This window comes from Cloacibacillus evryensis DSM 19522 (genome assembly GCF_000585335.1).
GTDB classification, from domain to species: domain Bacteria; phylum Synergistota; class Synergistia; order Synergistales; family Synergistaceae; genus Cloacibacillus; species Cloacibacillus evryensis.
Genome location: NZ_KK073872.1, coordinates 475,709 through 497,674 on the forward strand (window position 1 = coordinate 475,709; position 21,966 = coordinate 497,674).

Below are 21,966 nucleotides of genomic sequence, written 5' to 3' on the forward strand. Positions count from 1 at the left end.
AGTGTGTGCCGGCCCTGCCGCTTTGCGTATCCGTCCGTTATTTATTGCTTTGCGCTCCTTTTCCCGCGGATGAGAAGCGGGATGAGGGCGATCGCCATCAGAGCGGTCGGAATGCCGGCGTTGCAGCCGCCGCTCGAGCCGGAATCCGGCGTCGGTGCTGACGGGACGTTGGCGACAGCGAACTGCGCGAGGTCGCCCTGCAGCGCGTCCTTGTCATAGGTCGTCCACGCCGCGCCGTCATAGCGGTTGAGGGACGTTCCGGCGGCAACCCAGAGGTAACCGGTCTTTGAATCGTAGCTCATGCCCGCGGCCCAGCCGGTGCCGGTGAAGTCCTTGATCATCGTCCCTATATCGCCGGCGGCGAGCTTCTCCGCCGTGGTCTCGTAGACTCTCATGCTGTAGCCGGAGAAGTCGGCCTTCCATTCGACCGCCTTGATGTAGATCTTATCGCCGGCGACGACGACCGCCTTGAAGAAGTGGTTGAAGGTGTTGTCTTTCTTATATACGTCGGCGGCGGTGACGAGCGTCTTAGTCGTCATCGCGTCAAGGTCAGCCGCCTCGATGGAGCTGGCCTCGTTGAGCGTGCCGTAGGGCTGGCTGCCGCCGACCGAGGTCACGTAAAGCGTCGAGCCGGAGAGCGCGTAGGCCCCCTGCCCGCCGCCGTCAAAGTTGAGGCCGGCGAGCGGCAATGTCGCCGTTTCGTTGAGGTCCGCGTCAAGCTTGACCAGCGTGTTGGGAAGGTAGCTGTAGTTGCCGTAAGTGCCCTTTGAAGCCGAGAAGATCGCGTAGACGGAGCCGTTGTACGTTACCAACCCCTCTCCGTGCCCGCTGTAGCCCTCCTGCGGTTCGAATTCGAGCGTCGCCAGCTCCTTATAATCGTCGCTCGACGTCGATATCTTGCTCACGACCGCATTCGCGTATGAGATGCCGTAGAGATAGCCGTTCATCGCCTTCATGGCGCGCGTGTTGAAGAGTGAGGTCGTGATCTCCGCCGCCGGTTTGGCCCAGACGTCCGCCTTGCTCCAGTCCTCCTCCGCGCCCGGCGAGTAGACGTTGATCGTATCTACAGCCGCGCCTGATCCATAGAGCGAGATCGCCACACGGTAACCGCCTTCGGCGTTCGTGAAGCCGAAGATGCCCTGCCCGGAGTCCCCGCCCATGTTGCCGATGAGCGGCGATACGGGAGCGCCGCTTCCGTTGATGACGCCGAGCGCGGTGTTCGAATAGTTCGTCTGCCTCGTGAAGAGCACGTCGGCTGACGCCGGAAGGACAGTGAATAACGCCAGCGCGATGATAAGAAGTAACGATAATGTTTTTTTGCGCATTTTCAAATTCTCCTCCTGATGATCGATTTTTTATTAAGATTCTGCCGCAAACAGAACTTAAACAAACTATGGAACGCCAAACTCCGCCTATATACACGAACACACGCGGGAGAGCGATGACACCGTCTCCCGCGTGTGATATATACGTCGGTCAGCCGCTGCCATGCGCCCGCTGCGCATTTAAAGCCATTCTATCTCCGCGGCAGGTTTCCCGACTCTCGATCATCCTGGGCTGCGCCTTCCCATCTTTTGACAGTGGCATAATGCAGCTTCGTCCCGATTACGGTGGCAGGGGCCGTTCCGGCATTTGACCGGATTCCCATACTCCGAAGAAAATATTTTATTATGGTCAAAACAAGATCCAAAACCTTATACGTAAACTATCACGGCTTTGCCTCATTGTCAATTATGAACATACATTATAAATTGCCCAAATAATCAATCAAAGAACCTGTTTGTAAAACTCCGCCCCGCGACACACTATTATAGTTATCAAACACGAAAGGAGGAAATCAAATGGCAAGCATCAAACACCTGACATCAGCTCTGCGCCTTACGCTCTCCCTCGGCACCGTCGACGGCAAGAGCGTTACCAAGACGGTCTCCGTCTCGAAGATCGGCGCGGCGGCCGGAGCGGAGACGCTTAACGCGCTCGTGGGCGCGCTCGGCGGCCTGCTCGAGCACCCCGTAGCCTCGGTGAAGAAATACGACACCGGGCTCCTCGAGGTCGAGTAACGAAGAGAACAGACAGGACGACGGAAGGAGGTGAAACAAGACAATGAAAACGATCCGTATGAAATTCATCACCGAGGCCGGCAAGAACTTTTTCGTCAGCATGGACTACGCGGCCCCCGAGCTCTCCGGGACCGAGGGCGCGGCGAAGGTCCAGGCGGCGGCAGAGCTCATCCTTGAGCAGCAGCCCTTCGCCGTGACCCTCGTATCCTGCGAGGCGGCGGAGCTCATCGAGCGCACCTCGACGGAGATCGCTCTCGCATAGGCCGGAGCGTAAAGAAAACGGGAGGGGAGCGCGCCTTTCTCCCCTCCTTAAACCCAAAGCAAAATGCCAACTCAAAGTATGTATTAGTGGTTGCGTAAATACATAATATTTGATATCATACAGTAAAGCAGGTGAATAAAAACAAACCCCCGTAAAACAAAATGGCGCATAATACTTGAGATCGCCGGGCGTCTCATCGCCCGCGCGCTTGACCGCGCAAAAGAGAGGAGGCGGTAAAAAATGGACGAACTGACGGGCAGCATGATCCAGAACGGATTCTCCATCGCGGTGGCCTCATTCCTGCTCATCAGGATGGACAAACGTCTTGAAGAGCTGACCAAAGCGGTGATAAACCTTGGCTCCGTAATGGAAAAGGCCGCGCGCCCGGAGAACTGAACCACCGCCGCACGAAAATAAATACAGACCGCCGCTCTTCGCGGCGGCGGTCTTCCCTGAAAAAAATCATCCCCCATAAAACAAAACACATACCGAATACAGACAAAGGAGGGTATCTTCACCCATGCGCCTCAACGACTTCCAGATCTCCCCGAACTTCAACCTTAGGGAATTCCAATGTCCCTGCTGTCACGCCGTCATTGTCCACCGCAAACTCGTCTCCCTGCTGCAGAGGCTGCGCGAGAGGCAGGGCGGCCCGCTCGTTGTCACCAGCGGTTACCGCTGCGCGCCGCACAACGCCGCCGTAGGCGGTGTTGCGAACAGCCTGCACCGCCGGGGCCTCGCCGCCGACGTCGCCGTCGCTCCGGCCGCACAGCGTACCTTCTGCGAAATGGCGAAAGAGGCCGGCTTTGCCAAAGCTCTCGCCTACCCGGAGCGCTCCTTCGTCCACCTGGAGGTCCTTCAATGAACGGCGAGGCGCAGGTGCGGGAGATAGTGGACAGCTACACGCCGCTGGTCAGGGCCACGGCCCGCCGTTACGAGGGGCGCGGCGCCGACTATGAAGACCTCGTGCAGGAGGGATACCTCGCGCTGCTCATCCTCATCCCCAAATGCCCCGACATGAAATGGCTCGCCCATTTTCTCAAAAACAACCTGCCCGGCCTCGTCCGCGACGCCGCGGCGCGTATGCGCAGAGGGCGCGCGCAGGGGGACGAGGTGCTGCTGGAAGAGATCGAGGAGACGGTGGGCGCGGAAGAGGAAGGATACCGCGAGGCCGAACTGCGCGCAATACTCTTCCGCGTCCTGACGCCGGAGGAGCTGGACCTCACCCAGGCGCTGCTGGAGGGCTTCAAGCAGCGGGAGATCGCGGAAAACCTCGGCGTCAGCCAGCAGGCCGTCGCGGCGCGGCTGCGAAAGATAAAGGATAAACTTAAAGGCATCATAGCGTCAATGTAGGAAAAAAAACACGCCCCGTCCCAGTCGCTCCGGGCTCGCCCCGGAGCCTGGCGGCTTCAGGTTTGCTGTTTTGTCATTCCGGCTCGGAGGCTGGAGCGACGGAAGGGCGGAGCGGTAAATCGGCGCGGCGTTTGCATGAATGTGACGTTTCTTTCGGGTAATAGGTGATCAGAGGCCGGGGAAATCCGGCCTCTGATTTGCGGAGGAGAAGATTCCCCGCCGCGGGGGCGGCGGGAAACTATGAGATTGCCGTTTGCTGACGCGCGTTTGCCCGCCGTTTGCCGGGAAACGCGCCGTTCGTTTCTCTTTTATAAGACGGCCTCCGGCTGACGAGGCCGGAGACCGCTGTTGGAGAGATGACTCTATCCGAAAAGATGAGATACTGCGCATATCCCATCAAGATAGCCTGGTTGGGTGGTCGCCGCGCCGGGCGGAGTGTGCGGCTCCGTGCCGGCACGGCGGGGTGTGCTTTTGTGTGTGTGGTTTTTTTGTGTGTCTTATGTTTCGTCCGTTGCCGTAAAAAGCAGTCTCTCCATGGAGCCGATCACCGCCTTGGCAGCTACTGTCGGGGTAATTGCTCCGGCTATCACCTTCCTTTCGATGTCTTCCCTGCATTTCGTGAGTTCCGCGTTCTGCGAGATCCTGTTTTGCAGGTATTCCGCGGTCATCGCGCGGACCCATTCGATGGTCTGTTCTTTACGCCGTTTTGAAAAGATTCCCGAAGCCGTTACGTTTTCCCGGAAATCTTTTATGACGCTCCACATTTCGGGTATACCCTCTCCCGTTATCGAAGAGCAGGTATAGGCCCTCGTCTTCCAGCCTTCGGTGGCGGGACGCAGGTAGTGCAGTATCTGGTCGTAGTCCGCCCGCGCCATCATAGCTTTCATTTTGTTGTCGCCGTCCGCCTTGTTGACGAGGATGCTGTCGGCGAGCTCTATTATTCCCTTTTTTATGCCCTGCAGGTCGTCTCCCGCGCCGGTTATTACGACGACGAGGAAGTAGTCGACCATCGAGCGTACCATTGTCTCACTTTGCCCCACGCCGACGGTCTCGACGAGGACCGCGTCGTATCCGGCAGCTTCGCAGAGCAACATCGTTTCGCGGCTTTTTCTGGTGACGCCGCCCAGCGATCCGCCGGAGGGGGAGGGGCGAATAAAGGCGTTTTTCTCACGCGCGAGGTTTTCCATGCGCGTTTTGTCTCCGAGGATACTGCCCTTTGAGAGCGAGCTGGAGGGGTCCACGGCGAGAACGGCGACTTTGCAGCCCTCGCCGCAGAGGTAGGTGCCGAATGCCTCGATGAAAGTGCTCTTTCCCGCGCCCGGCACGCCCGTTATCCCTATCCGCATCGCTTTGCCGCTGTGCGGCAGTATCTTCTGTATTATCTCCTGACCGAGTTCAAAATGCTTCGGCGCGTTGCTCTCGATGACGGTGATGGCCCGCGAGAGCATGACGCGGTCGCCCGCCAGTATGCCCCGCGCATAGTCGTCCGCCGTCAGTACGGCTTTCGCCTTTGCCGGAGGCGCGGCCCGCGCCTCCGCGTTGCAGTCGCTCGCGAGCGGCACGCCCGGCATTACGGAGCAGGCAAATTCCGCGCCCGCGTTTTCCGGCTGCCAGTCAGGCCGAAAGTTTTTTCGCATAGCCTAGACGTGAGCTGCCGCGAGACGCTTGTTGAGTATGACCAGCATCTCTTTGGCCGCCGCCGGTATCACCGTTCCGGGGCCGAAGATGGCGGCCGCTCCGTGGTCGCGCAGGAACTGGTAGTCCTGCGCGGGGATGACGCCGCCCGCCACGACCATGATGTCTCCGCGCCCGCGTTTTTCAAGTTCCTCAACGAGCTGCGGCAGCAATGTCTTGTGTCCCGCCGCCAGCGAGCTCATGCCTACGATGTGGACGTCGTTGTCGATCGCGTCCTGCGCGGTCTCTTCCGGCGTCTGGAAGAGCGGTCCGATGTCCACGTCGAAGCCCATGTCGGCGTAGGCGGTGGCGACCACCTTCGCGCCGCGGTCATGCCCGTCCTGTCCCATTTTCGCGACCATGATGCGCGGACGGCGGCCTTCGCGTTCTTCAAATTCGTCGGTCATTTTACGGACTTCTTCGATGATCTCTTCTTCGGCGAATTCGCTGCTGTAGATGCCGGAGATCGAGCGGATGACCGCTTTGTGTCTTCCCGCCGCTTTTTCGACGGCGTCGGAGATCTCACCGAGGCTCGCTCTGGCGCGCGCCGCTTCGACGGCGAGCTCGAGCAGGTTGCCCTCGCCGGTCTCTACGGAGTTGGTGATCGCCGTGAGCCATTTTTTCACGTCTTCCTGGTTTCTGTTGGCGCGCAGCTTCGCCAGACGGGCTATCTGCGCGTCGCGGACGGCGCTGTTGTCGACTTCGAGGATGTCGATCGGGTCTTCCTGTTCAAGCTGCAGGGCGTTGACGCCGATGATCTTTTCGCTGCCGGAGTCGATGCGGGCCTGACGGCGCGCGGCCGCCTCTTCTATGCGCATTTTCGGCAGCCCGGTCTCGATGGCCTTCGACATACCGCCGAGGGATTCGACCTCTTGTATATGGGCCCAGGCGCGGCGGATGAGTTCGTCGGTGAGCGCCTCCACGTAGTAGGAGCCGCCCCACGGGTCGATGACTTTGCAGACGCTGGTCTCGTCCTGGATGTAGAGCTGGGTGTTGCGCGCGATGCGGGCCGAGAAGTCGGTCGGCAGCGCGATGGCCTCGTCAAGGGCGTTGGTGTGGAGCGACTGGGTGTGTCCGAGGGCCGCGGCCATCGCCTCGACGCAGGTGCGCGCGACGTTGTTGAAGGGGTCCTGGGCCGTGAGGCTCCAGCCGGAGGTCTGCGAGTGGGTGCGCAGCGCCATCGATTTGGCCTTTTTGGGGCCGAACTGTTTGACGATCTTGGCCCAGAGCATACGGCCGGCGCGCATTTTCGCCACTTCCATGAAGTAGTTTTTGCCGATCGCCCAGAAGAAGGAGAGGCGCGGCGCAAAGTCGTCTACGCCCAGTCCCGCCGCCTGTCCGGTGCGGATGTATTCGAGGCCGTCGGCCAGCGTGTAGCCGAGTTCGATGTCGGCCGTCGCTCCCGCCTCCTGCATGTGGTAGCCGGAGATGCTGATGCTGTTGAATTTCGGCATGTTGTGCGATGTGTAGGCGAAGATGTCGCCGATGATCCTCATCGACGGCGCCGGCGGGTAGATGTAGGTGTTGCGGACCATGAATTCTTTTAAGATGTCGTTCTGGATGGTGCCGGAGAGCACGGATTTGTCGACGCCCTGTTCCTCGGCCGCGACGATGTAGAAGGCGAGGACGGGAAGGACCGCGCCGTTCATCGTCATGGAGACGGACATCTGCCCCAGCGGGATGCCGGAGAAGAGTATTTCCATGTCGAGGATGGAGTCGACGGCGACGCCCGCTTTGCCGACGTCTCCGACGACGCGCGGGTGGTCTGAGTCGTAACCGCGGTGCGTCGCGAGGTCGAAGGCGATCGAGAGCCCCTTCTGCCCCGCCGCGAGGTTGCGGCGGTAGAAGGCGTTGCTTTCTTCGGCGGTGGAGAAGCCCGCGTACTGGCGCACGGTCCAGGGGCGCGTGACGTACATGGTGGGGTACGGCCCGCGCAGGAAGGGCGGCAGCCCCGCGGCGTAGTTCAGATGGCTCATGCCCTCGTAGTCGGCCTTGGTGTATAGCGGGGCGACTTCGATCTGCTCCATCGTGCGGTGCATCAGGCTTTCAAACGGTTTGCCGGTCTCTTTTTCGATCTTTTTCTTCCATTCCTCATAGCTCACGGCCCTTTTGGGTTCCATGTTCAGAGGGATCTTTGTGAAATCGGGGTTTGAAGATGACATTTAGAGTCCCTCCCCTTTGCGAGGATTTTTCTCCGCCGTCCGGCAGCCGGAGGCGTTTATCGCTTTTTCCTGTATCGTCTTGAGTATTTCATAGCAGTTCGCCTTGACGTGGATGAAGTCGTCCACGCCGGCTTCGACGTATGTATCTTTGTATTCCGCGGCAGGCGCTCCCGCGAGCAGCACGCGCATCTCCGGCGCGGCGGCTTTGATGCCGCGCGCCACGGGCGGCACGAGTTCCGGGTAGGTGTCGTCGGCGGAACAGATGACGGCGACTTCCGCGCCAGACTCGACGGCGGCCCGGACTGCCTCTTCCGGCGTGGGGAAGCCGTTGTTTCTCAGCACTTCAAAGTGCGCGACTTCCATGAAGCCGGCGCTGAAGTCGGCCCGCGCCTTGTGCTGCGGGATCGGCCCCATGTTGGCGAGGAATACGCGGATGTTTTTGCCGGTACGTTCGGCGAACTCTTCGGTCGTTTTCCTCAGCGCCTCTATCTGTTCGGTCCAGCGGTGGGTGCCGACGGCCTTCACGCTTTCTTCACCTTCAAAGCCGTCGTTGAGCGCATTTCTCACTTCGCCGACGGTCGCGCCCGCGAGGAAGGCCTCGATGACGGCGTCGACGAATTTCGCGTCGCCCTCGTGGACGTTCTCCATGATCTTATCGAGGCATTCGGCGGCGTGCTGCCTGTCCGTGAGTTCGAGGAACTTGTCCACGGAGGCTTTTCTCGCACGGTAGAGCTTTTCCCCGCCGGGGAACATGTTTTTGAGCGGTTTTTCAAGCGTGTTCGGGTACATGTTGGTGCCGACCGCCCTGTCCCTGCGGAAGGCGAGGTTCTTGAGGCGGTTCTTGAATACTTTTTCTATTTCGCCCTGGACGGCGCCCTTTTTCAGCGCGGAGTACATCCCGCCCTCGCCGTCGACGTCCTGAAGGAGCGCCCAGACGGCCGCGGCGCACTGTGTCGTGAGGCGCTCGACATACCACGAGCCGCCCGCCGGGTCGACGGGCTGGAGCATGTCGAACTCGGTCTGGAGCATTATCTGAATGTTGCGCGCGATGCGTTTCGCGATCTCGCCGCTTGGACGGATGGCGTCGTCGAAGCAGCTGACCTGCATCGAGTCGACACCGCCGACCGCGCCCGAGAATGCCTGGGTCGTCGCCCTCAGTATATTGACATAGGGGTCGTAGACGGTGGAGGTGAAGTGCGAGGTGCGCGCGAAGATGTCTATTTTGCCCCGTCCGTCGGCATCGACGCCGAAGGCTTCGGCGATCTGCGCCCAGACGGTGCGCGCCGCCCTGATGCGGGCGATCTCCATGAAGAAGTTGGTGCCGATGGAAAAGCTGAATTTTATGTGCGGCATGACCGTCTCCGGCTCAAGGCCGCGGTGGCGCATCGCCCTGATGTAGGCGATCGCCGCGCTCATAGCGTAGGCGGTCTCCTGGGTGGCGCTCGCGCCGCCGTTGTGGTAGACGTCGCCGCGCACCAATATCGTCTTGAGCTTGGGGGCGTTTTCCTCCGCCCATTTTATGGCGAGAGCCATCTCATCATAGAATTCGTCGATCGGCAGCGGGAGGTTTCCGCGCTCGGCAAGCTCTCCCAGGGGGTCGGCTCCGACGCAGCCTTTGGCCTCTTTGAGGCTCTCTTTGACGCCGGCGGCCCTGGCCTGAGCCGCGACGAGGGCCAACACGGGAACGGCGGAGGCTCCCGCGTAGATGTGGAGCGGCACCTTCGTAAAATCAAGATCTTTGAGCATCTCGTCCGCGTCGCGGAGCGTCGTCAGCGAAAGTCCCCGGTAGTCGTCTTTAAAGAGCGCCGGGTCGGGATCGCGCCCAAGCTTCGTGCAGTCGTCGAGCTCGAAGTTCAGGATGGTGGCGCCTTTGCGGAGCTCGTTTTTCACGGCCTCGTTCGCCTCTTCAGGCAGCACGTCCGAGGAACTCTGGGCGATCTTCCACGGCTCGGCGATGTAGCCGGAGCTCTTTGTTCCGCGCAGGAACGGAGGTTCTCCGGGCATGCCGCCGATGTTGAGCAGCTCTTCGTTGTCGGCAAGCGTATAGACCGGTTCAAGGGTGATGCCTTCGTAGGTCGGCGTGAACATCCGTTTGTCGAACGGAGCTCCCTTGAGGGCCGCCACCGCTTCGTCGTACCACTGTTCGCGTGTGGGAACGGCAAACTCTTCAAAGGAGACAGGCGGAAATTCGCTCATTTTCACCTCTGTTTCGTTCATATTACAGCTTCCCTTCCAGATAAAGTTTAAGCGGGCAAACAAAAAAGACCGCCTGCGGGCGGTCTTGCAAAAGTTGTCGGCGAGTAGATAAAGGTGTTTCTAAACGCACTCGACGACCCCCGCCCGCGCAGGGATTGCCGCAACCTCTATGCAGACCGGTCTCCTGGCTTCCGTTCATCCTACTTTCCGCGCCTTCCTGAGTCGCCTCAGTGGCATCGCGGTTTCGTCACGGTTACAGTGGCGGGGCCGTTCAGGATTTACACCTGATTCCCGAGCATCTGCATCAATACTACATTCTGCGTTTATGATACGCTTAAAGGGTCTGTTTCGTCAATCTTTTTCTTTTGTCTGACGTTTGTGAATATTTCCGCGTCAATTGCGGGGCGGTTTGCGCGGACCGAGAAAGTTTTGATCCGGCTCTCCGGCCGCCTCATCAAGAAAGCTGAAGTTCTTTGAAAAATCGGCGTTTATACTCGCGGGGATTGCTTAGTTATAATTTATTTTTGTCCGCCATTTTTTTTATATTTACTGTGAGAATATTGTAGAATAGATAGTGCTTAACAGTTGGTGAAAGGATGATAGATAAATGTGCGGAATCATGGGCTATATAGGGGACAGGGATACCACGAAGGTAATACTCGAGGGTCTCGCAAAGCATGAATACCGCGGTTATGACTCGGCGGGCATAGCCGTTATCAAGGATAATAAAATATCGGAGCTCCGCACCATCGGCAGGGTCTCGCAGCTTGCCGAGAGGGTCGCTAAGGAGCATTTCACCGGCGATTTCGGCATCGGCCATACGCGCTGGGCGACGCATGGCGGCGTGACGGAGAACAACGCCCATCCCCACGTTTCGAGCGACCATCGTGTTGTGCTCGTACATAACGGCATCATCGAGAACGCGCGCGAGATACGCGCCGACCTTGAGGCGCACGGGATAAAGTTCCACACCGAGACGGACACCGAGTCGGCGGTGCAGTATCTCGGCTACGTCTACGACGGAGACCCGAAGGCGGCGATCGTGAAGCTGACGAAGCGTATCCGCGGCGCTTTCGCGCTCGTCATCATGTTTTATGACAAGCCGAACGAGATATGGGTGGCCCGCAAAGGCTCCCCTCTCGTCGTCGGCCGCGCGGAGAATGAGGGGTTCTGCGCCTCCGATCCGACCGCGCTGCTGGAATATACGCGCGACGTCTGGTTCATGGACGACGACGAGATGGCGCAGATAACGAAAGAGGGCTGCAAGTTTTTTGACTTTAGCGGCGCCGAGCACGATAAGGCGTCGATGCACCTGGACTGGGACGCGGCGATGACCAACCGCGGCGCTTATCCGCACTTCATGCTCAAGGAGATACACGAGCAGCCCGAAGTGGTGGCGCACACGCTCCTGGGGCGCGTGGCGGGAGAGAGCGTCGACCTCAGCAAGGAGCTTGGCTGGACGGCGGAAGAGGCCGCGAAATGGAAGAAGATACACTTTATCGCCTGCGGCACCTCGCACTACGCGACGGTCGTCGCGGCGCGTATCATGGAGACTCTCGGCCGGTTTGAGATACGCACCGAGGTAGCCTCCGAGTACCGCTACCGGAATATCCCGATAGACGACGAGACGCTCGCCGTATTCGTCTCCCAGTCGGGAGAGACGGCGGACACGCTGCACGCGGCGCGCCTCGCGAAGGAGCACGGCGCGAAGTGCCTTGTGATCACCAATGTGCGCGGCTCGACGATACACCGCGAGGTGGGGGAGGCGCTCGTCACTCCCGCCGGCCCGGAGATCGGCGTCGCGGCGACTAAGACCTTTATGGCGCAGATGACGGTGCTGACGCTGCTTGGCCTCTATCTCGCGAAGCTCCGCGGCGATTTGAAGCCCGAAACGGAGAAACGCCTCACCTCGGCGCTGATGGATATCCCCGGCAAGCTCGCCACCGTGCTTTCGCACGAGAAGGATATCGAGGCGCTGGCGCGTGATTTCGCCGACGCGCGCGGTTTCTTCTTCATCGGCCGCGGCCTTGCCTACCCGCCAGCACTTGAGGGGGCGCTCAAGCTGAAGGAGATATCGTACCTCCACGCGGAGGCGTATCCCGCCGGCGAGATGAAGCACGGACCGATCGCGCTCCTGGACAAGGAACTGCCGGTCGTCGCGCTCGTTCCGAAGAACGATTTGTGGGAGAAGACTATCTCCAATATCGAGGAGTCGATGGCGCGCAAATCCCCGATCATCGCGATCGCCACGGAGGGCGACGGCGAGATCGGCCACTATACGAAGCACGTCATCTTTACGCCGGAGACGGAGCCGGAGCTCTTCCCCTTTGTCGCGATAATCCCGCTCCAGCTCTTCGCCTACTATATCGCGCGGCAGCGCGGCTGCGACATCGATATGCCGCGAAACCTCGCCAAGAGCGTCACAGTCGAGTAATTTTAAGAAGTTTGAAGGAAGGCAGGCGGAGCTCTTCCGCCTGTTATTTTTTAGGCAGGCTGATAATCAATGATAAATAAAAAAATAGTGATCCTCATGATCCTTGCCGCGGTGCTTTTTGCCGGCATCCCCTTTATCGTGGGGGCCTTGTCCGGCGGGAGGGAGGTCCCTCTGCTTGAGCAGGCGCGGGAGTATATTTCCGCGGGAAGCAGCGCCGAGTTCATCGCGCATTTTTCCGCCTTCACCGGCCTCGCCTACTGGCTTTTCTCCGGCAGTTGGGATTTCTTCTGGGAGTTTGACGATGAGGGCTTGTGGGATTTCCTCTTCGACCTCTTCCATCACGGGCCGGAGAAGTATAAGTTTGAAAGAGACGCCCCCGGCACCTTCTCGATATGAGCGCCTACACCTACATCCTGCGCTGCGCCGACGGCACCCTCTACACCGGCTGGACGAACGACCTGGAAAGGCGGCTGCGGGCCCACAACGCCGGCAGAGGGGCCCGCTACACGCGGCCCCGCCTTCCTGTGGAGCTGTTTTATTATGAGAGTTATGAGACGAAAGAGGAGGCGATGTCGCGCGAGGCCTTTATAAAAAAGATGCCGCGGCGCGCCAAGCTGCTCTTAAAGATACGTAAAATTTCCGACAAAACTACTTGCGAATCTCAACTACAGGGGATACAATAGCAAAGTTTCGGAAAGAAATGTCAAGGAATAAAACTTTTGGCAATCTGTTAAAGAGGTGTTTTCAATGAAAGGTCGCACAGATATCGTTCTGGGAGTACAGTGGGGAGACGAGGGCAAGGGGCGCGTCGTCGACGTGCTGGCCGCGCGGGCCGGCGTCGTCGTCCGCTATCAGGGCGGAGCCAACGCGGGACATACCGTTATCGTGGGTAATGAGAAATATGTCTTCCATCTGCTGCCCTCCGGCATCCTCTATCCCGGCAAGACCTGTGTGATAGGAAACGGCGTGGTGCTGGACCCCGAGACGCTCTTTGAAGAGCTCGACGATCTCGCGTCGCGCGGCAAGAGGCTTGCGCGCCTTGTCGTGAGCCACGGCACGCACATCGTCATGCCGTACCACAAGATGATCGACAGGCTGGCCGAGGGAGCGCGGTGCGAAGGGACGAAGATCGGCACCACGGGACGCGGCATCGGTCCATGCTACGCCGATAAGTACGAACGCATCGGCATCCGCGCCGAAGATCTTGTCAACCCGGAGATACTTAAAGACAAGCTGGAGCGCACGCTCAAGATAAAGAACGACATCCTGACTAAGATATACGGAGCCGAGCCGCTCGACTTTGAAGAGATATATGACAGAGCCCTCAAGTGGGGCGAACGGCTCTCGCCGATGCTCGGGGAATCCTTCCTTGAAATATACGACGCCGTCCGCGCGGGCGAGAACGTCCTTTTTGAGGGAGCGCAGGCTACGCTGCTTGACGTGGACTACGGGACATATCCCTTTGTCACAAGTTCGAGCCCCTGCGCGGGCGGAGCCTGTACGGGAGCGGGGATCGGGCCGTCGCGCATCGACCGCGCGATCGGCGTCGCCAAAGCCTACTGCACCCGTGTAGGCGAGGGCCCCTTTCCGACGGAGGAGCTTGGAGAGACCGGAGAGCTGCTCCGCTCAAAGGGCGGAGAGTTCGGGGCGACCACGGGACGTCCGCGCCGCTGCGGTTGGTGCGACCTCGTCGCCGTGGATTACGCGGTGAAGGTCAACGGCCTTGACGGTATCGCCCTCACCAAGCTCGACGTCCTTGACGGCTTTGACGAGATAAAGATATGCACGGCCTACGAAATAGAGGGCGAGGCGCGGAAGCATTTCCCGAGCAGCTGCGCCGAGCTTGCAAAGGCGAAACCCATATACGAGACGCTGCCGGGCTGGAAGAGCGACATCTCGCGGTGCCGCCGTTTTGAGGAGCTGCCGAAGGAGGCGCAGGATTATGTGCGCTTCATTGAGGAGCGCGTGAAAGCTCCGATACTCCTCATCGGCGTAGGAGCCGGACGCGAGGACACGATCGAGCGCGGGATATAGAGCTCCGCTCAAACAGGCTGATACCAGGACATAAGACGGCGCGGCTATTCATAAGGGATAGTCCGCGCCGTCTTTTAGGGAGCCGCTGATTATATGCACCATCTGATGTGACTACTAGCTTCAATGACGGGAATCACAGATTCCCTATTTCAGCTACGCGTCACAGGCAGCCCCCGACCGTGGCTCCAACGTATGCAAATACGCCTGATGGGACTACCAGCCGATTCGCACAAATCAGAGAGTCACTGATTTGGCTCTCTGGCCGTCCGCCCCGCTCGGGGACTGCCTGTTTAGCGGCTGGCACATCTGATGGACAAGCCGGCCGATTCGCACGAAATCAAAGATTTCGGCTCTCTGGCCGTAATCAGCGGACGATATGTCAGGTTTTATGTAACAAAGTGAATTAATCAGATACAGTCCTATTTATGCGCGGCCGGTTCCGCCGCGATCTTTTTTGCCGCTCCGGCCTTCTTGCGTTTCTCCGCCTTATGTATCCTGAAGAGCGCCCAGCCGAAAAAGCCGAATATCGTTCCCAGCCAAAGCGCCATGTTAATGTACCACATTCCCGCACCTCTCCTTTGTATCTTTACCGATCAAAATGTAGCTCTTACGGCAGAAGAATATATCATAAAAATACCGAAGGCGGCGTAGTGGTTTATAACAAAAAAACGGCCGCTCAGGCGGCCGTTTCGTATATGGGAACTGGGAACGGGGAGATAGAGGCTGTTGTTAAACGACGTTCGGTTCGACGATCATTTCGCCGCGTTCGAAGCGCTTGTAGTCCATGATCGTCGGGTCGAAGGGCGGTTTCTCGCCGTTGAGCAGCGCGGTCATGATCTGTCCTGCTACCGGGCCGAGCATGAAGCCGTGGCCTGAGAAGCCGGTCGCGAGCCAGAAGCCGGGGATCTCGGTCTTGCCGAGGACCGGCGCCGCGTCGGGGGTCATCTCATAGCGTCCGGCCCACTGACGGACCACGCGGATGTTCTTCGCGCGCGGCAGGAGCTTGAGAATGGTCTTCGCGATCGAGGCGGGCGACGTCACGGTAGAGGTGTAGTCGATGCCGGGCTGGTCATGGACGGGGCTTTCTCCGGCGATGATCGATCCGTGCGGACGCTGCTGGATATAGTAGTTGCCGCTGAAGCTCATGAGCATCGGCGGGCAGACGCCCGGGTCCACCGGCTCGGTGATGATGATCTCGTGGCGCTCGGGGCGCACCGGGATATTGAGTCCGACCATGTTGCCGATCTCGGCGGCCCATGATCCGGCGCAGTTGACGACGCATTCGGTCTCGATCGTGCCGCGGTTCGTCTTGACGCCGGTGATTTTGCCGTCTTTCATGTCGATGCCGGTGACTTCGGTGAACTTATGGAACTTCGCGCCGCAGCGTTTGGCCGCTTCCTGGAAGGCGAAAGTTGTAAGGAAGGGGTCGGCGTGGCCGTCGCGCTGGTAGAAGGTGAAGCCGAGCGCGTCGTCGACCGCGACGCCGGGGCAGATTTCCTGCGCGCGTTTCTTGTCCTCAAATATTTCGGAGTTGATGCCGAGCTTGTGCTGGAGCACGACATTCTTTTTGAATTGCTCCCACTCGTGTTCCTGATAGGCGACCAGCAGATATCCGCCCTGGTTCAGCCCCGTGGGCAGGCCGAGCTCTTCGTCAAGCTGTTCAAATGTCTCGAGGCAGCGCAGCGCCATCAGGCAGTTCAGCTCCAGCCCCCACTGGGCGCGGATGCCGGCGCCGCAGCGACCGGTCGAGCCGGAGCAGATGGTGTTCTTTTCTACAAGGTGGACGTTCTTCCGTCCGGATTTAGCTAGATAATAGGCGGTGGCAGTTCCAACGACTCCGCCTCCGATGACTACGACATCGGCTGTTTTCGGAAAATCACTCATACTCCGCACCTCCTATTTGGGATTGTCTTCAAAGTCTTTGGCGAGAAGACTGAGCTTGATAGGTTTCACGGGCGGCCTCATGGTGCCGGGGCCGATCTCCTCGAAGGTCTTGCCGGTCGCTTTCGCGATCTCCCTCATTATGATGTCGCGGCAGCCGCGTCCCTGGCAGGGGCCCATGCCGACGCGCAGTTCGCGCTTGAGTTCGTCGAAGGTATCATAGCCGCGCGCGATCCACTCGCGGATGGTCTCTATCTCGACCTCTTCGCAGCGGCAGATGACGTGGCATTCCGGCGTTTCGGGGACCTTGATCGCGCGGATGTCGTCCGCAAGTTCTGCGGGGATCACTACCGAGACGACATATGTCTTGTCTTTCGACGGCTCCGTCACCGCGAGCACCTCTCCCTCGGCCACCGCTTCGCCGGTCCTGTCAAGGCAGGCGACCCGCTGGCCCTTTTCGGGAATGGGAAGGAGTTCGTAGGGGAGTTTTATCACGGCTTTGCCGGGCGCGTAGGTGAGGTCTATCACGAAGCAGGCAAGTCCGGGGCAGCGCGACACGCAGATGCCGCAGCCGGTGCATTTGTCATAGTTGATCTTCGGGGTGTCGTTGATGTCTTCAAAGGGAAGCACCGCGCCGGTCGGGCAGCTTGTCGCGCAGGGATTGCAGGGAATGCGTTTCGGGCATTCTATCACGACGAAACCGCCTTTTTTCCCCTCCCATTTATCTTTAGGGGGGAGCAGGGCTCCTTCGCGGTGGTCGGTGAGGACTCCGCTGTTGAAGAGTTTTTCTTTATCAGCCATTGTTTACGCCTCCCATTTGTCGACGAGTACCTGGTTGACGCCCGCCGTTATTTTCTGCCCCACTTCTCCGGCGCGGAGGTGGTGGAGCCTTTCCCAGTATTCGCCGAATCTCTTATCGTCCACGGGGAGCCCGAGGGCTTTCGCCGCCGAGTGGCCCGCTATTCTTCCTTCGACCATGGCGGCGGAGGCCTCTTCTATGCCGGAGGCGTCTCCCGCGACCCAGATGTCGGGGTTGCTGGTACGCATGGTTTTATCTCTGAAGGGCACGTAGCCGCAGAGCTGGGGGACGAACTGCATTTTGCAGCCCGCCTGCCAGAAGAGTTCCGTCGTAGGCGTGAGGCCGACTGCCATGCAGATGATGTCGCAGTCGATTTTCTTCGGTTCGCCGATGAGCTGGAATTTGTCGTCAAGCTCCTGGATCACCGCGCCCTCGAGAACTTTGTCGCCGACCGCTTTGGTGACGGTGTGTCTGAGGAGGATGGGGATGCCGAGGCGTCTTATCTTTGCCGCGTGGACCCAGTAACCGCCGATCTGCGGCATGGCTTCCACCACAGCCACGACGTCGACTCCGGCCTGCCTGAGCTGGTAGCTGACGATAAGGCCGATGTTGCCCGCCCCCACCATGACGACTTTTTTGCCCGGTACGACGCCGTAGACGTTCATAAGGGTCTGGACGGCTCCCGCGCCGTAGACTCCGGGAAGGTCGTTGTTGGTGAAGGGGATCATTCTTTCCTGGGCGCCGGTCGCTATCACCGTCTTTTTGGCCTTGACGCGGTAATAGTCATCCTCGCCCTCCATGACGGTGAAAAGTCCGTCCTCGGGGTAGTAGCCGGTGACTGTTGAGTTGCAGCTGATATTCACTTTGTCGCCGAGCGCCTCGATCTCACCGAGAAGGATGTCGGCTATCTTGTAGCCGCGCGTGCCGGCGTATTCGTCTTTGGAACCGAAGAACTTGTGCGTCTGCTTTACAAGCTGGCCGCCGGGATGGAGGTCGCTCTCTATCACCGTGACTTTAGCTCCCGCCGCCGCGGCTTCCGCCGCAGCGCAGAGGCCCGCCGCTCCGCCGCCGATCACGAGGAGGTCTGTCTCATATGCGTTCTTCATCTCATCAGCCTCCTATTCGGCTTCCATGGGGACGCGGCCCTTGTCCCTCTGCGTCTCGACTTTCATCCCCGCCGAAAGCGGAGTGACGCAGGTACGGACGTTGGGGACTCCGTCTACCACCATGAAGCATGAGCTGCATTTGCCGATCGCGCAGAAGAAGCCGCGCGTCCTTTTCATCTCCGGCGTGACACGGTAGATGAGAACCCCGTTGGCGTGCAGCGCCATCGCTATCGGCTCTCCCTCGTACCCCTTGAGCTCCCGTCCGTCGAAGGTGAATGTCACTTCCCGACCGTGTTTGTAGTCCAGTATCGGGTGTTTTTGTATCAGTTCCATGCCCTCTCTCCCTCCTTGGTCTTACGCCGGCCATACGGCGCGGCGAATTAAATGCGCAGAACATAAAGATAAAATCGGTGAGTAGATTATAGCATCAAAAAATTGTTTTGCATCAATTTTTTGATGCTAACATAGAATATTGTTATTCAATATTGAAGTTTTGTCAAGATAAAATAAATATTTACACGCAGAAACATAACTTTGTAAGCAATGGTAGTATTATCGAAAAAATACTAAGCCATTTTGCCGTAAAGGCTATGATTCATTGTTTTTTTTGTATATCTCTTATATATGCGTAAATGGTGAATTTCGTATTGCCCATCTCGGCTGCCAATGTGTCAACAGCGCCCTTGAGAAGGAAGAAGCCTTTGTCGTGAAGCTCTTTGATGACCTGCTTTTTTTCAGGCTTGGTGAGGTATTGCAGCGGTTTGCCGATCCGCCTCTTTGCCTGTGCCAGCGAATCGTCCATCACCTCTTCCAGATCCTGGGCGAAGGACTCGCGCACCGGCTCGGGAAATTTTCCGTGCGGCTCGGAGGGCGGATCGAAGCTTTCAGGGTACTGCTCGATCTTCCCCATATCCACCTTCACGAGGCTTTCGATGAGCTCCTGCGCGGCGACGGCCTTCTTGAGGTCGTAGTTGATGCAGAGGAAGGCGATGATCTTTTCGTTTTCGTCCCTGATGAAGATGCAGCTGCATTTGATAAGTTCGCCGCGGTTGTTCTTCGCGAGATAGTTGTAGATGCCGTCTTTGCTCTGATACTCCTCCGACTGGAGCATAAAGAGGCCGAAGTCGGTCATGGGGCCCCCTTCGCGGCGTCCCGTCACATAGCCGTTTTCGCAGAGGACGAGAGAGTGTTCCGGCATCGAGACGTCGTGGAGGTTGACCTCGTAGTCTTTGCCGAGGATCTTTGCCAGGCCGCGCACGACCGGAATGAGGATCTTTAATCTAGGGTTCATTTTTTGCGAAGCCGTCACAATGATCATCCCCTTAGTGCAGAATATTGTACACTAATTTGCGCGGCAAATAAACAAAAAATTGATATGTTGGCAAAAAAAGGGCCGGAAGAGCGATCCGCCCTTCCGGTTCCCGTTATCGGATATCGACCGCATCCCGCTAAAGGACCACGGATCAACTCACTCTGTCATATAAAACCTGCCGCATATCATCAGCGGCTCATCAAAGGACCTCCGCCAAACGCCGGATCCCCTCGCGGATGATCTCGGGCGTCGAGTTCGTGTAGTTGAGCCTGAAGGTGTTGACGTTTGTCTTGCCGGCGTAAAAGGGATCTCCGGGGACGAAAGCGACCTTCTTTTCCATCGCCTTGCGGAAGAGGTCGAGCGCGGACTGTCCCTCGGGGAGGGTCACCCAGATGAACATGCCGCCCTCCGGTTCCGTGTATTTCACGTGGGCGGGGAAGTATTCCCTCATCGCGGAGAGCATCGCCTCGGCCTGCGTCCTGTAGAGGGCCGTGATCTTGTCGACATGCTGCTGGTATTCGTTGTGAGCGAGATAGTCGGCGATCATGTACTGCGAGAATATATTTGTATGGAGGTCGCTCGACTGTTTCGCCGTCACGAGATGGTGCATGAGTTCCCGGTCCTGCGTAATGACGAAACCGAGGCGCATACCCGGTGTGACCGTCTTCGAGAATGTTCCGAGCAGCACGCTGTGAGCGAGTTTGCCCGCTCCGATGTAGGGCAGCTTCTCTCCCTTGAAGCGCAGCTCTCCATAGGGGTCGTCCTCGACAAGCACGGTGTCGTATTTGTCGAAGAGCGCGCATACGGCCTCGCGGCGTTCCTTCGTGTAGGTGAGCCCAGTGGGGTTCTGGAAGTTGGGGACCACGTAGGCGAACTTCACGCGCTCCTGTTTGAGGGCCTCTTCGAGTTTTTCGAGGTTCAGGCCGTCGTCCTCAAGCGTTACCGGCATAAATTCCGGTTCGAACATGCAGAAGGCCTGAATCGCCCCAAGGTATCCGGGCTCTTCGATGATGACGCGGTCGCCCTTGTTGAGCAGCACCTTTGCGATAAGGTCGAGCGCCTGCTGCGAACCGGTCGTGATGAGTATATCCTCCGGCGTGATATTCAGACCGAAATTCCTGTTGTACTTGTCCGCCACAAACCGGCGCAGCGGCAGGTGTCCCTCCGTCGTCGAATATTGAAAAACTTTCCCGCCCTCGTTGTCGATGATGCGGCAGGCGGATTCCTTCAACGCCTCTTGCGGGAAGGATATCGGGTTCGGCAGGCCGCCCGCGAAAGAGGTTACCGACGGGTCCTGCGTCACTTTCAGGATGTCCCGTATGAACGAGGAAGGCGTGGATAAAATTCTGTCTGAATAGCGCATGGTGCGATCACTCCTTGGTAAAGATCATTTCCTGATTGATTTTTGCGTAAACCGCCTGACGCGGACGGATAACGTCCGTGCCAGGCGGGATATAGCCAGATATTAAAGTCTTAAAAGATTTTTAGTTGGCGGTCTCCGCCCGATTCACCTGTATCTCGTCGGCGATCTCAGCGAATACGGCGAGCGCCTTGCTGAAATCGAGGCGGCCGAGCCCGACGCGGAAGTGGTTCGTGTCAAGGCCGAAGGCGCGTTCTCCGATGATGAGCAGCTTTTTCTCGGTCATGGCGCGTTCGCACATCTCCGTCACGTCATAGGGCGGCAGCAGGCGCGGGAAGGCCGTCGAGCCTCCGTTGGGCTGGATCCACTGGAAGAGGTCGCGGTGTTTCTTGAAGAAGGCCTCGGCGATGCCGAGGTTCTCGAGGACTATCTTGTGGTTGCGCTGCAGGAGGTCGAGGGCGTTTCTCATCGCGATCGTCGCGAGTATTTCGCCGGGGGCGTTGTTGCAGTATGTCGTATAATCTTTATATCCGGCGCATTCCTCGATGATCTGGCGGTTCTTGGAGACGAGCCAGCCCATGCGCGTGCCGGGGAGCCCGTACTTGTTGAGGCCGCCGATGACCGTCGCGCGCGGATAGATGTCGGCGAGTGAGGGGAGCGCCGCCGCGGGGTCGTGTTCCATGCCGCGGTAGGTCTCTTCGTTGAATACCCAGGTGCCCATGCGGTCGGCGAGGTTGAGTATCCTGTCCATCTCCGTGCGCACGGGGATATATCCCGTCGGGTTGTTGGGGACGTTCATTATGAGCAGCTTCGTCTTCGGCGAGATGTTTTCCGCAAGGAAGTTCACGTCGAGGCGCCAGCCCCAGCTGGTGACTTCAAGCGGCCACTTTATCACCTTGCATCCGAGCGTGCGCGGCAGCTCGTAGAGCGACGGGAGCGTCGGGTGCATGACGATCACTTCGTCGCCCGGCTCCAGCATATTGTTCATGAAGATAAAGATGCCCTCTTCCGGGGTGAGCTCGAGGATGTCGGAGGGACGGATCGAGGTGTAACGCTGGGATATCGCCTCGCGCAGGGGAGCGAAGCCCGCCGGCCTTGTGTAACCCAGGCTCAGGTTTTCCCAGAGCTTCTTGCATTCCGGGTCGGCCATATCCAGGATCTCTTTCATCGAGCAGCTTTCGCAGGAGGATTGGCTCAGCATATATTTAGCCTGTTCCGCATACCTGGCAAATAGTCTTTCGAGCTTGAACGCTTTAATTCTCATTAAAGTTTCCCCTTTCATCTATAAAGTTTTCTGTGACGTTTAATAATCGTGCTATACGCATCGTTATTC

General features: G+C 58.6%; 21 protein-coding genes and 2 riboswitches. Of the genes, 9 read left to right on the forward strand and 12 right to left on the reverse strand.

The features are described 5' to 3' along the window. Positions 1-41: 41 nt before the first annotated feature. Positions 42-1,325, reverse strand: a complete 1,284-nt coding sequence (locus CLOEV_RS01985) for a Synerg-CTERM sorting domain-containing protein (protein WP_034441598.1) — start codon at positions 1,323-1,325, stop codon at positions 42-44. Positions 1,326-1,509: 184 nt separating this feature from the next. Next, positions 1,510-1,712: riboswitch (cobalamin riboswitch) on the reverse strand. 129 nt (positions 1,713-1,841) lie between these two features. On the opposite strand from CLOEV_RS01985, the gene CLOEV_RS01990 reads away from it, so the two are divergent. The 5 genes from CLOEV_RS01990 (at position 1,842) to CLOEV_RS02005 (ending at position 3,675) form a co-directional block, all read left to right on the forward strand. Then, positions 1,842-2,060 (forward strand): DUF1659 domain-containing protein, encoded by a 219-nt coding sequence (locus tag CLOEV_RS01990; protein WP_034441600.1) that lies wholly within the window; start codon positions 1,842-1,844, stop codon positions 2,058-2,060. 43 nt (positions 2,061-2,103) lie between these two features. Next, positions 2,104-2,322, forward strand: a complete 219-nt coding sequence (locus CLOEV_RS01995) for a DUF2922 domain-containing protein (RefSeq protein ID WP_008709081.1) — start codon at positions 2,104-2,106, stop codon at positions 2,320-2,322. Between the two features lie 240 nt (positions 2,323-2,562). Next, the gene (locus CLOEV_RS16340; RefSeq protein WP_008709082.1) at positions 2,563-2,718 is read left to right on the forward strand and encodes a YvrJ family protein; all 156 of its coding nucleotides are present in this window, start codon (positions 2,563-2,565) and stop codon (positions 2,716-2,718) included. A 124-nt stretch (positions 2,719-2,842) separates the two neighbouring features. Continuing rightward, positions 2,843-3,187, forward strand: a complete 345-nt coding sequence (locus CLOEV_RS02000) for a YcbK family protein (protein WP_034441602.1) — start codon at positions 2,843-2,845, stop codon at positions 3,185-3,187. Further along, positions 3,184-3,675 (forward strand): sigma-70 family RNA polymerase sigma factor, encoded by a 492-nt coding sequence (locus CLOEV_RS02005; protein ID WP_034441604.1) that lies wholly within the window; start codon positions 3,184-3,186, stop codon positions 3,673-3,675. The genes CLOEV_RS02000 and CLOEV_RS02005 overlap by 4 nt, the downstream gene beginning before the upstream one ends. 497 nt (positions 3,676-4,172) lie before the next feature. Here CLOEV_RS02005 and meaB read toward each other — a convergent pair whose 3' ends face one another. The 3 genes from meaB to CLOEV_RS02020 are packed head-to-tail and all read right to left on the reverse strand — an operon-like array spanning position 4,173 to position 9,728. Further along, positions 4,173-5,312 (reverse strand): methylmalonyl Co-A mutase-associated GTPase MeaB, encoded by a 1,140-nt coding sequence (meaB, locus tag CLOEV_RS02010; RefSeq protein ID WP_008709095.1) that lies wholly within the window; start codon positions 5,310-5,312, stop codon positions 4,173-4,175. Positions 5,313-5,315: 3 nt separating this feature from the next. Beyond that, positions 5,316-7,511 (reverse strand): methylmalonyl-CoA mutase, encoded by a 2,196-nt coding sequence (scpA, locus tag CLOEV_RS02015; RefSeq protein WP_008709097.1) that lies wholly within the window; start codon positions 7,509-7,511, stop codon positions 5,316-5,318. After that, the gene (locus CLOEV_RS02020) at positions 7,512-9,728 is read right to left on the reverse strand and encodes a methylmalonyl-CoA mutase family protein (protein ID WP_051484823.1); all 2,217 of its coding nucleotides are present in this window, start codon (positions 9,726-9,728) and stop codon (positions 7,512-7,514) included. A gap of 136 nt (positions 9,729-9,864) precedes the next feature. Then, positions 9,865-10,025, reverse strand: a riboswitch (cobalamin riboswitch). A gap of 289 nt (positions 10,026-10,314) precedes the next feature. On the opposite strand from CLOEV_RS02020, the gene glmS reads away from it, so the two are divergent. The 4 genes from glmS to CLOEV_RS02040 all read left to right on the forward strand — a co-directional run bounded on the left by glmS (position 10,315) and on the right by CLOEV_RS02040 (position 14,175). Next, positions 10,315-12,141: a glutamine--fructose-6-phosphate transaminase (isomerizing) gene (glmS, locus tag CLOEV_RS02025; RefSeq protein WP_008709100.1), complete on the forward strand. Its 1,827-nt coding sequence runs from the start codon at positions 10,315-10,317 to the stop codon at positions 12,139-12,141. Positions 12,142-12,210: 69 nt separating this feature from the next. Continuing rightward, the gene (locus tag CLOEV_RS02030) at positions 12,211-12,537 is read left to right on the forward strand and encodes a hypothetical protein (protein ID WP_034441608.1); all 327 of its coding nucleotides are present in this window, start codon (positions 12,211-12,213) and stop codon (positions 12,535-12,537) included. Then, positions 12,534-12,824 (forward strand): GIY-YIG nuclease family protein, encoded by a 291-nt coding sequence (locus CLOEV_RS02035; protein ID WP_034441616.1) that lies wholly within the window; start codon positions 12,534-12,536, stop codon positions 12,822-12,824. The genes CLOEV_RS02030 and CLOEV_RS02035 overlap by 4 nt, the downstream gene beginning before the upstream one ends. Before the next feature lie 64 nt (positions 12,825-12,888). Next, positions 12,889-14,175 carry an adenylosuccinate synthase gene (locus tag CLOEV_RS02040; RefSeq protein WP_034441618.1) on the forward strand — a complete coding sequence of 429 codons (1,287 nt, stop codon included), beginning with the start codon at positions 12,889-12,891 and terminating at the stop codon, positions 14,173-14,175. A gap of 419 nt (positions 14,176-14,594) precedes the next feature. Here CLOEV_RS02040 and CLOEV_RS17035 read toward each other — a convergent pair whose 3' ends face one another. From CLOEV_RS17035 to CLOEV_RS02075, 8 genes are all read right to left on the reverse strand, one after another. Continuing rightward, positions 14,595-14,738, reverse strand: a complete 144-nt coding sequence (locus CLOEV_RS17035) for a hypothetical protein (RefSeq protein WP_008709107.1) — start codon at positions 14,736-14,738, stop codon at positions 14,595-14,597. Between the two features lie 166 nt (positions 14,739-14,904). After that, positions 14,905-16,059: an NAD(P)/FAD-dependent oxidoreductase gene (locus CLOEV_RS02045; protein ID WP_034441620.1), complete on the reverse strand. Its 1,155-nt coding sequence runs from the start codon at positions 16,057-16,059 to the stop codon at positions 14,905-14,907. A gap of 12 nt (positions 16,060-16,071) precedes the next feature. Further along, positions 16,072-16,857 (reverse strand): (2Fe-2S)-binding protein, encoded by a 786-nt coding sequence (locus tag CLOEV_RS17445; RefSeq protein WP_008709109.1) that lies wholly within the window; start codon positions 16,855-16,857, stop codon positions 16,072-16,074. Positions 16,858-16,860: 3 nt separating this feature from the next. Beyond that, entirely contained in the window at positions 16,861-17,961 is a 1,101-nt protein-coding gene (locus CLOEV_RS02055) for an NAD(P)/FAD-dependent oxidoreductase (protein ID WP_008709110.1), read from the reverse strand. 12 nt (positions 17,962-17,973) lie between these two features. Next, entirely contained in the window at positions 17,974-18,294 is a 321-nt protein-coding gene (locus CLOEV_RS02060; protein ID WP_008709111.1) for a (2Fe-2S)-binding protein, read from the reverse strand. 262 nt (positions 18,295-18,556) lie between these two features. Continuing rightward, the gene (locus tag CLOEV_RS02065; RefSeq protein WP_008709112.1) at positions 18,557-19,279 is read right to left on the reverse strand and encodes a helix-turn-helix transcriptional regulator; all 723 of its coding nucleotides are present in this window, start codon (positions 19,277-19,279) and stop codon (positions 18,557-18,559) included. A gap of 193 nt (positions 19,280-19,472) precedes the next feature. Beyond that, entirely contained in the window at positions 19,473-20,636 is a 1,164-nt protein-coding gene (locus CLOEV_RS02070; RefSeq protein WP_034441623.1) for an aminotransferase-like domain-containing protein, read from the reverse strand. Positions 20,637-20,757: 121 nt separating this feature from the next. After that, the gene (locus tag CLOEV_RS02075) at positions 20,758-21,897 is read right to left on the reverse strand and encodes an aminotransferase class I/II-fold pyridoxal phosphate-dependent enzyme (protein ID WP_008709116.1); all 1,140 of its coding nucleotides are present in this window, start codon (positions 21,895-21,897) and stop codon (positions 20,758-20,760) included. Positions 21,898-21,966: the final 69 nt, after the last annotated feature.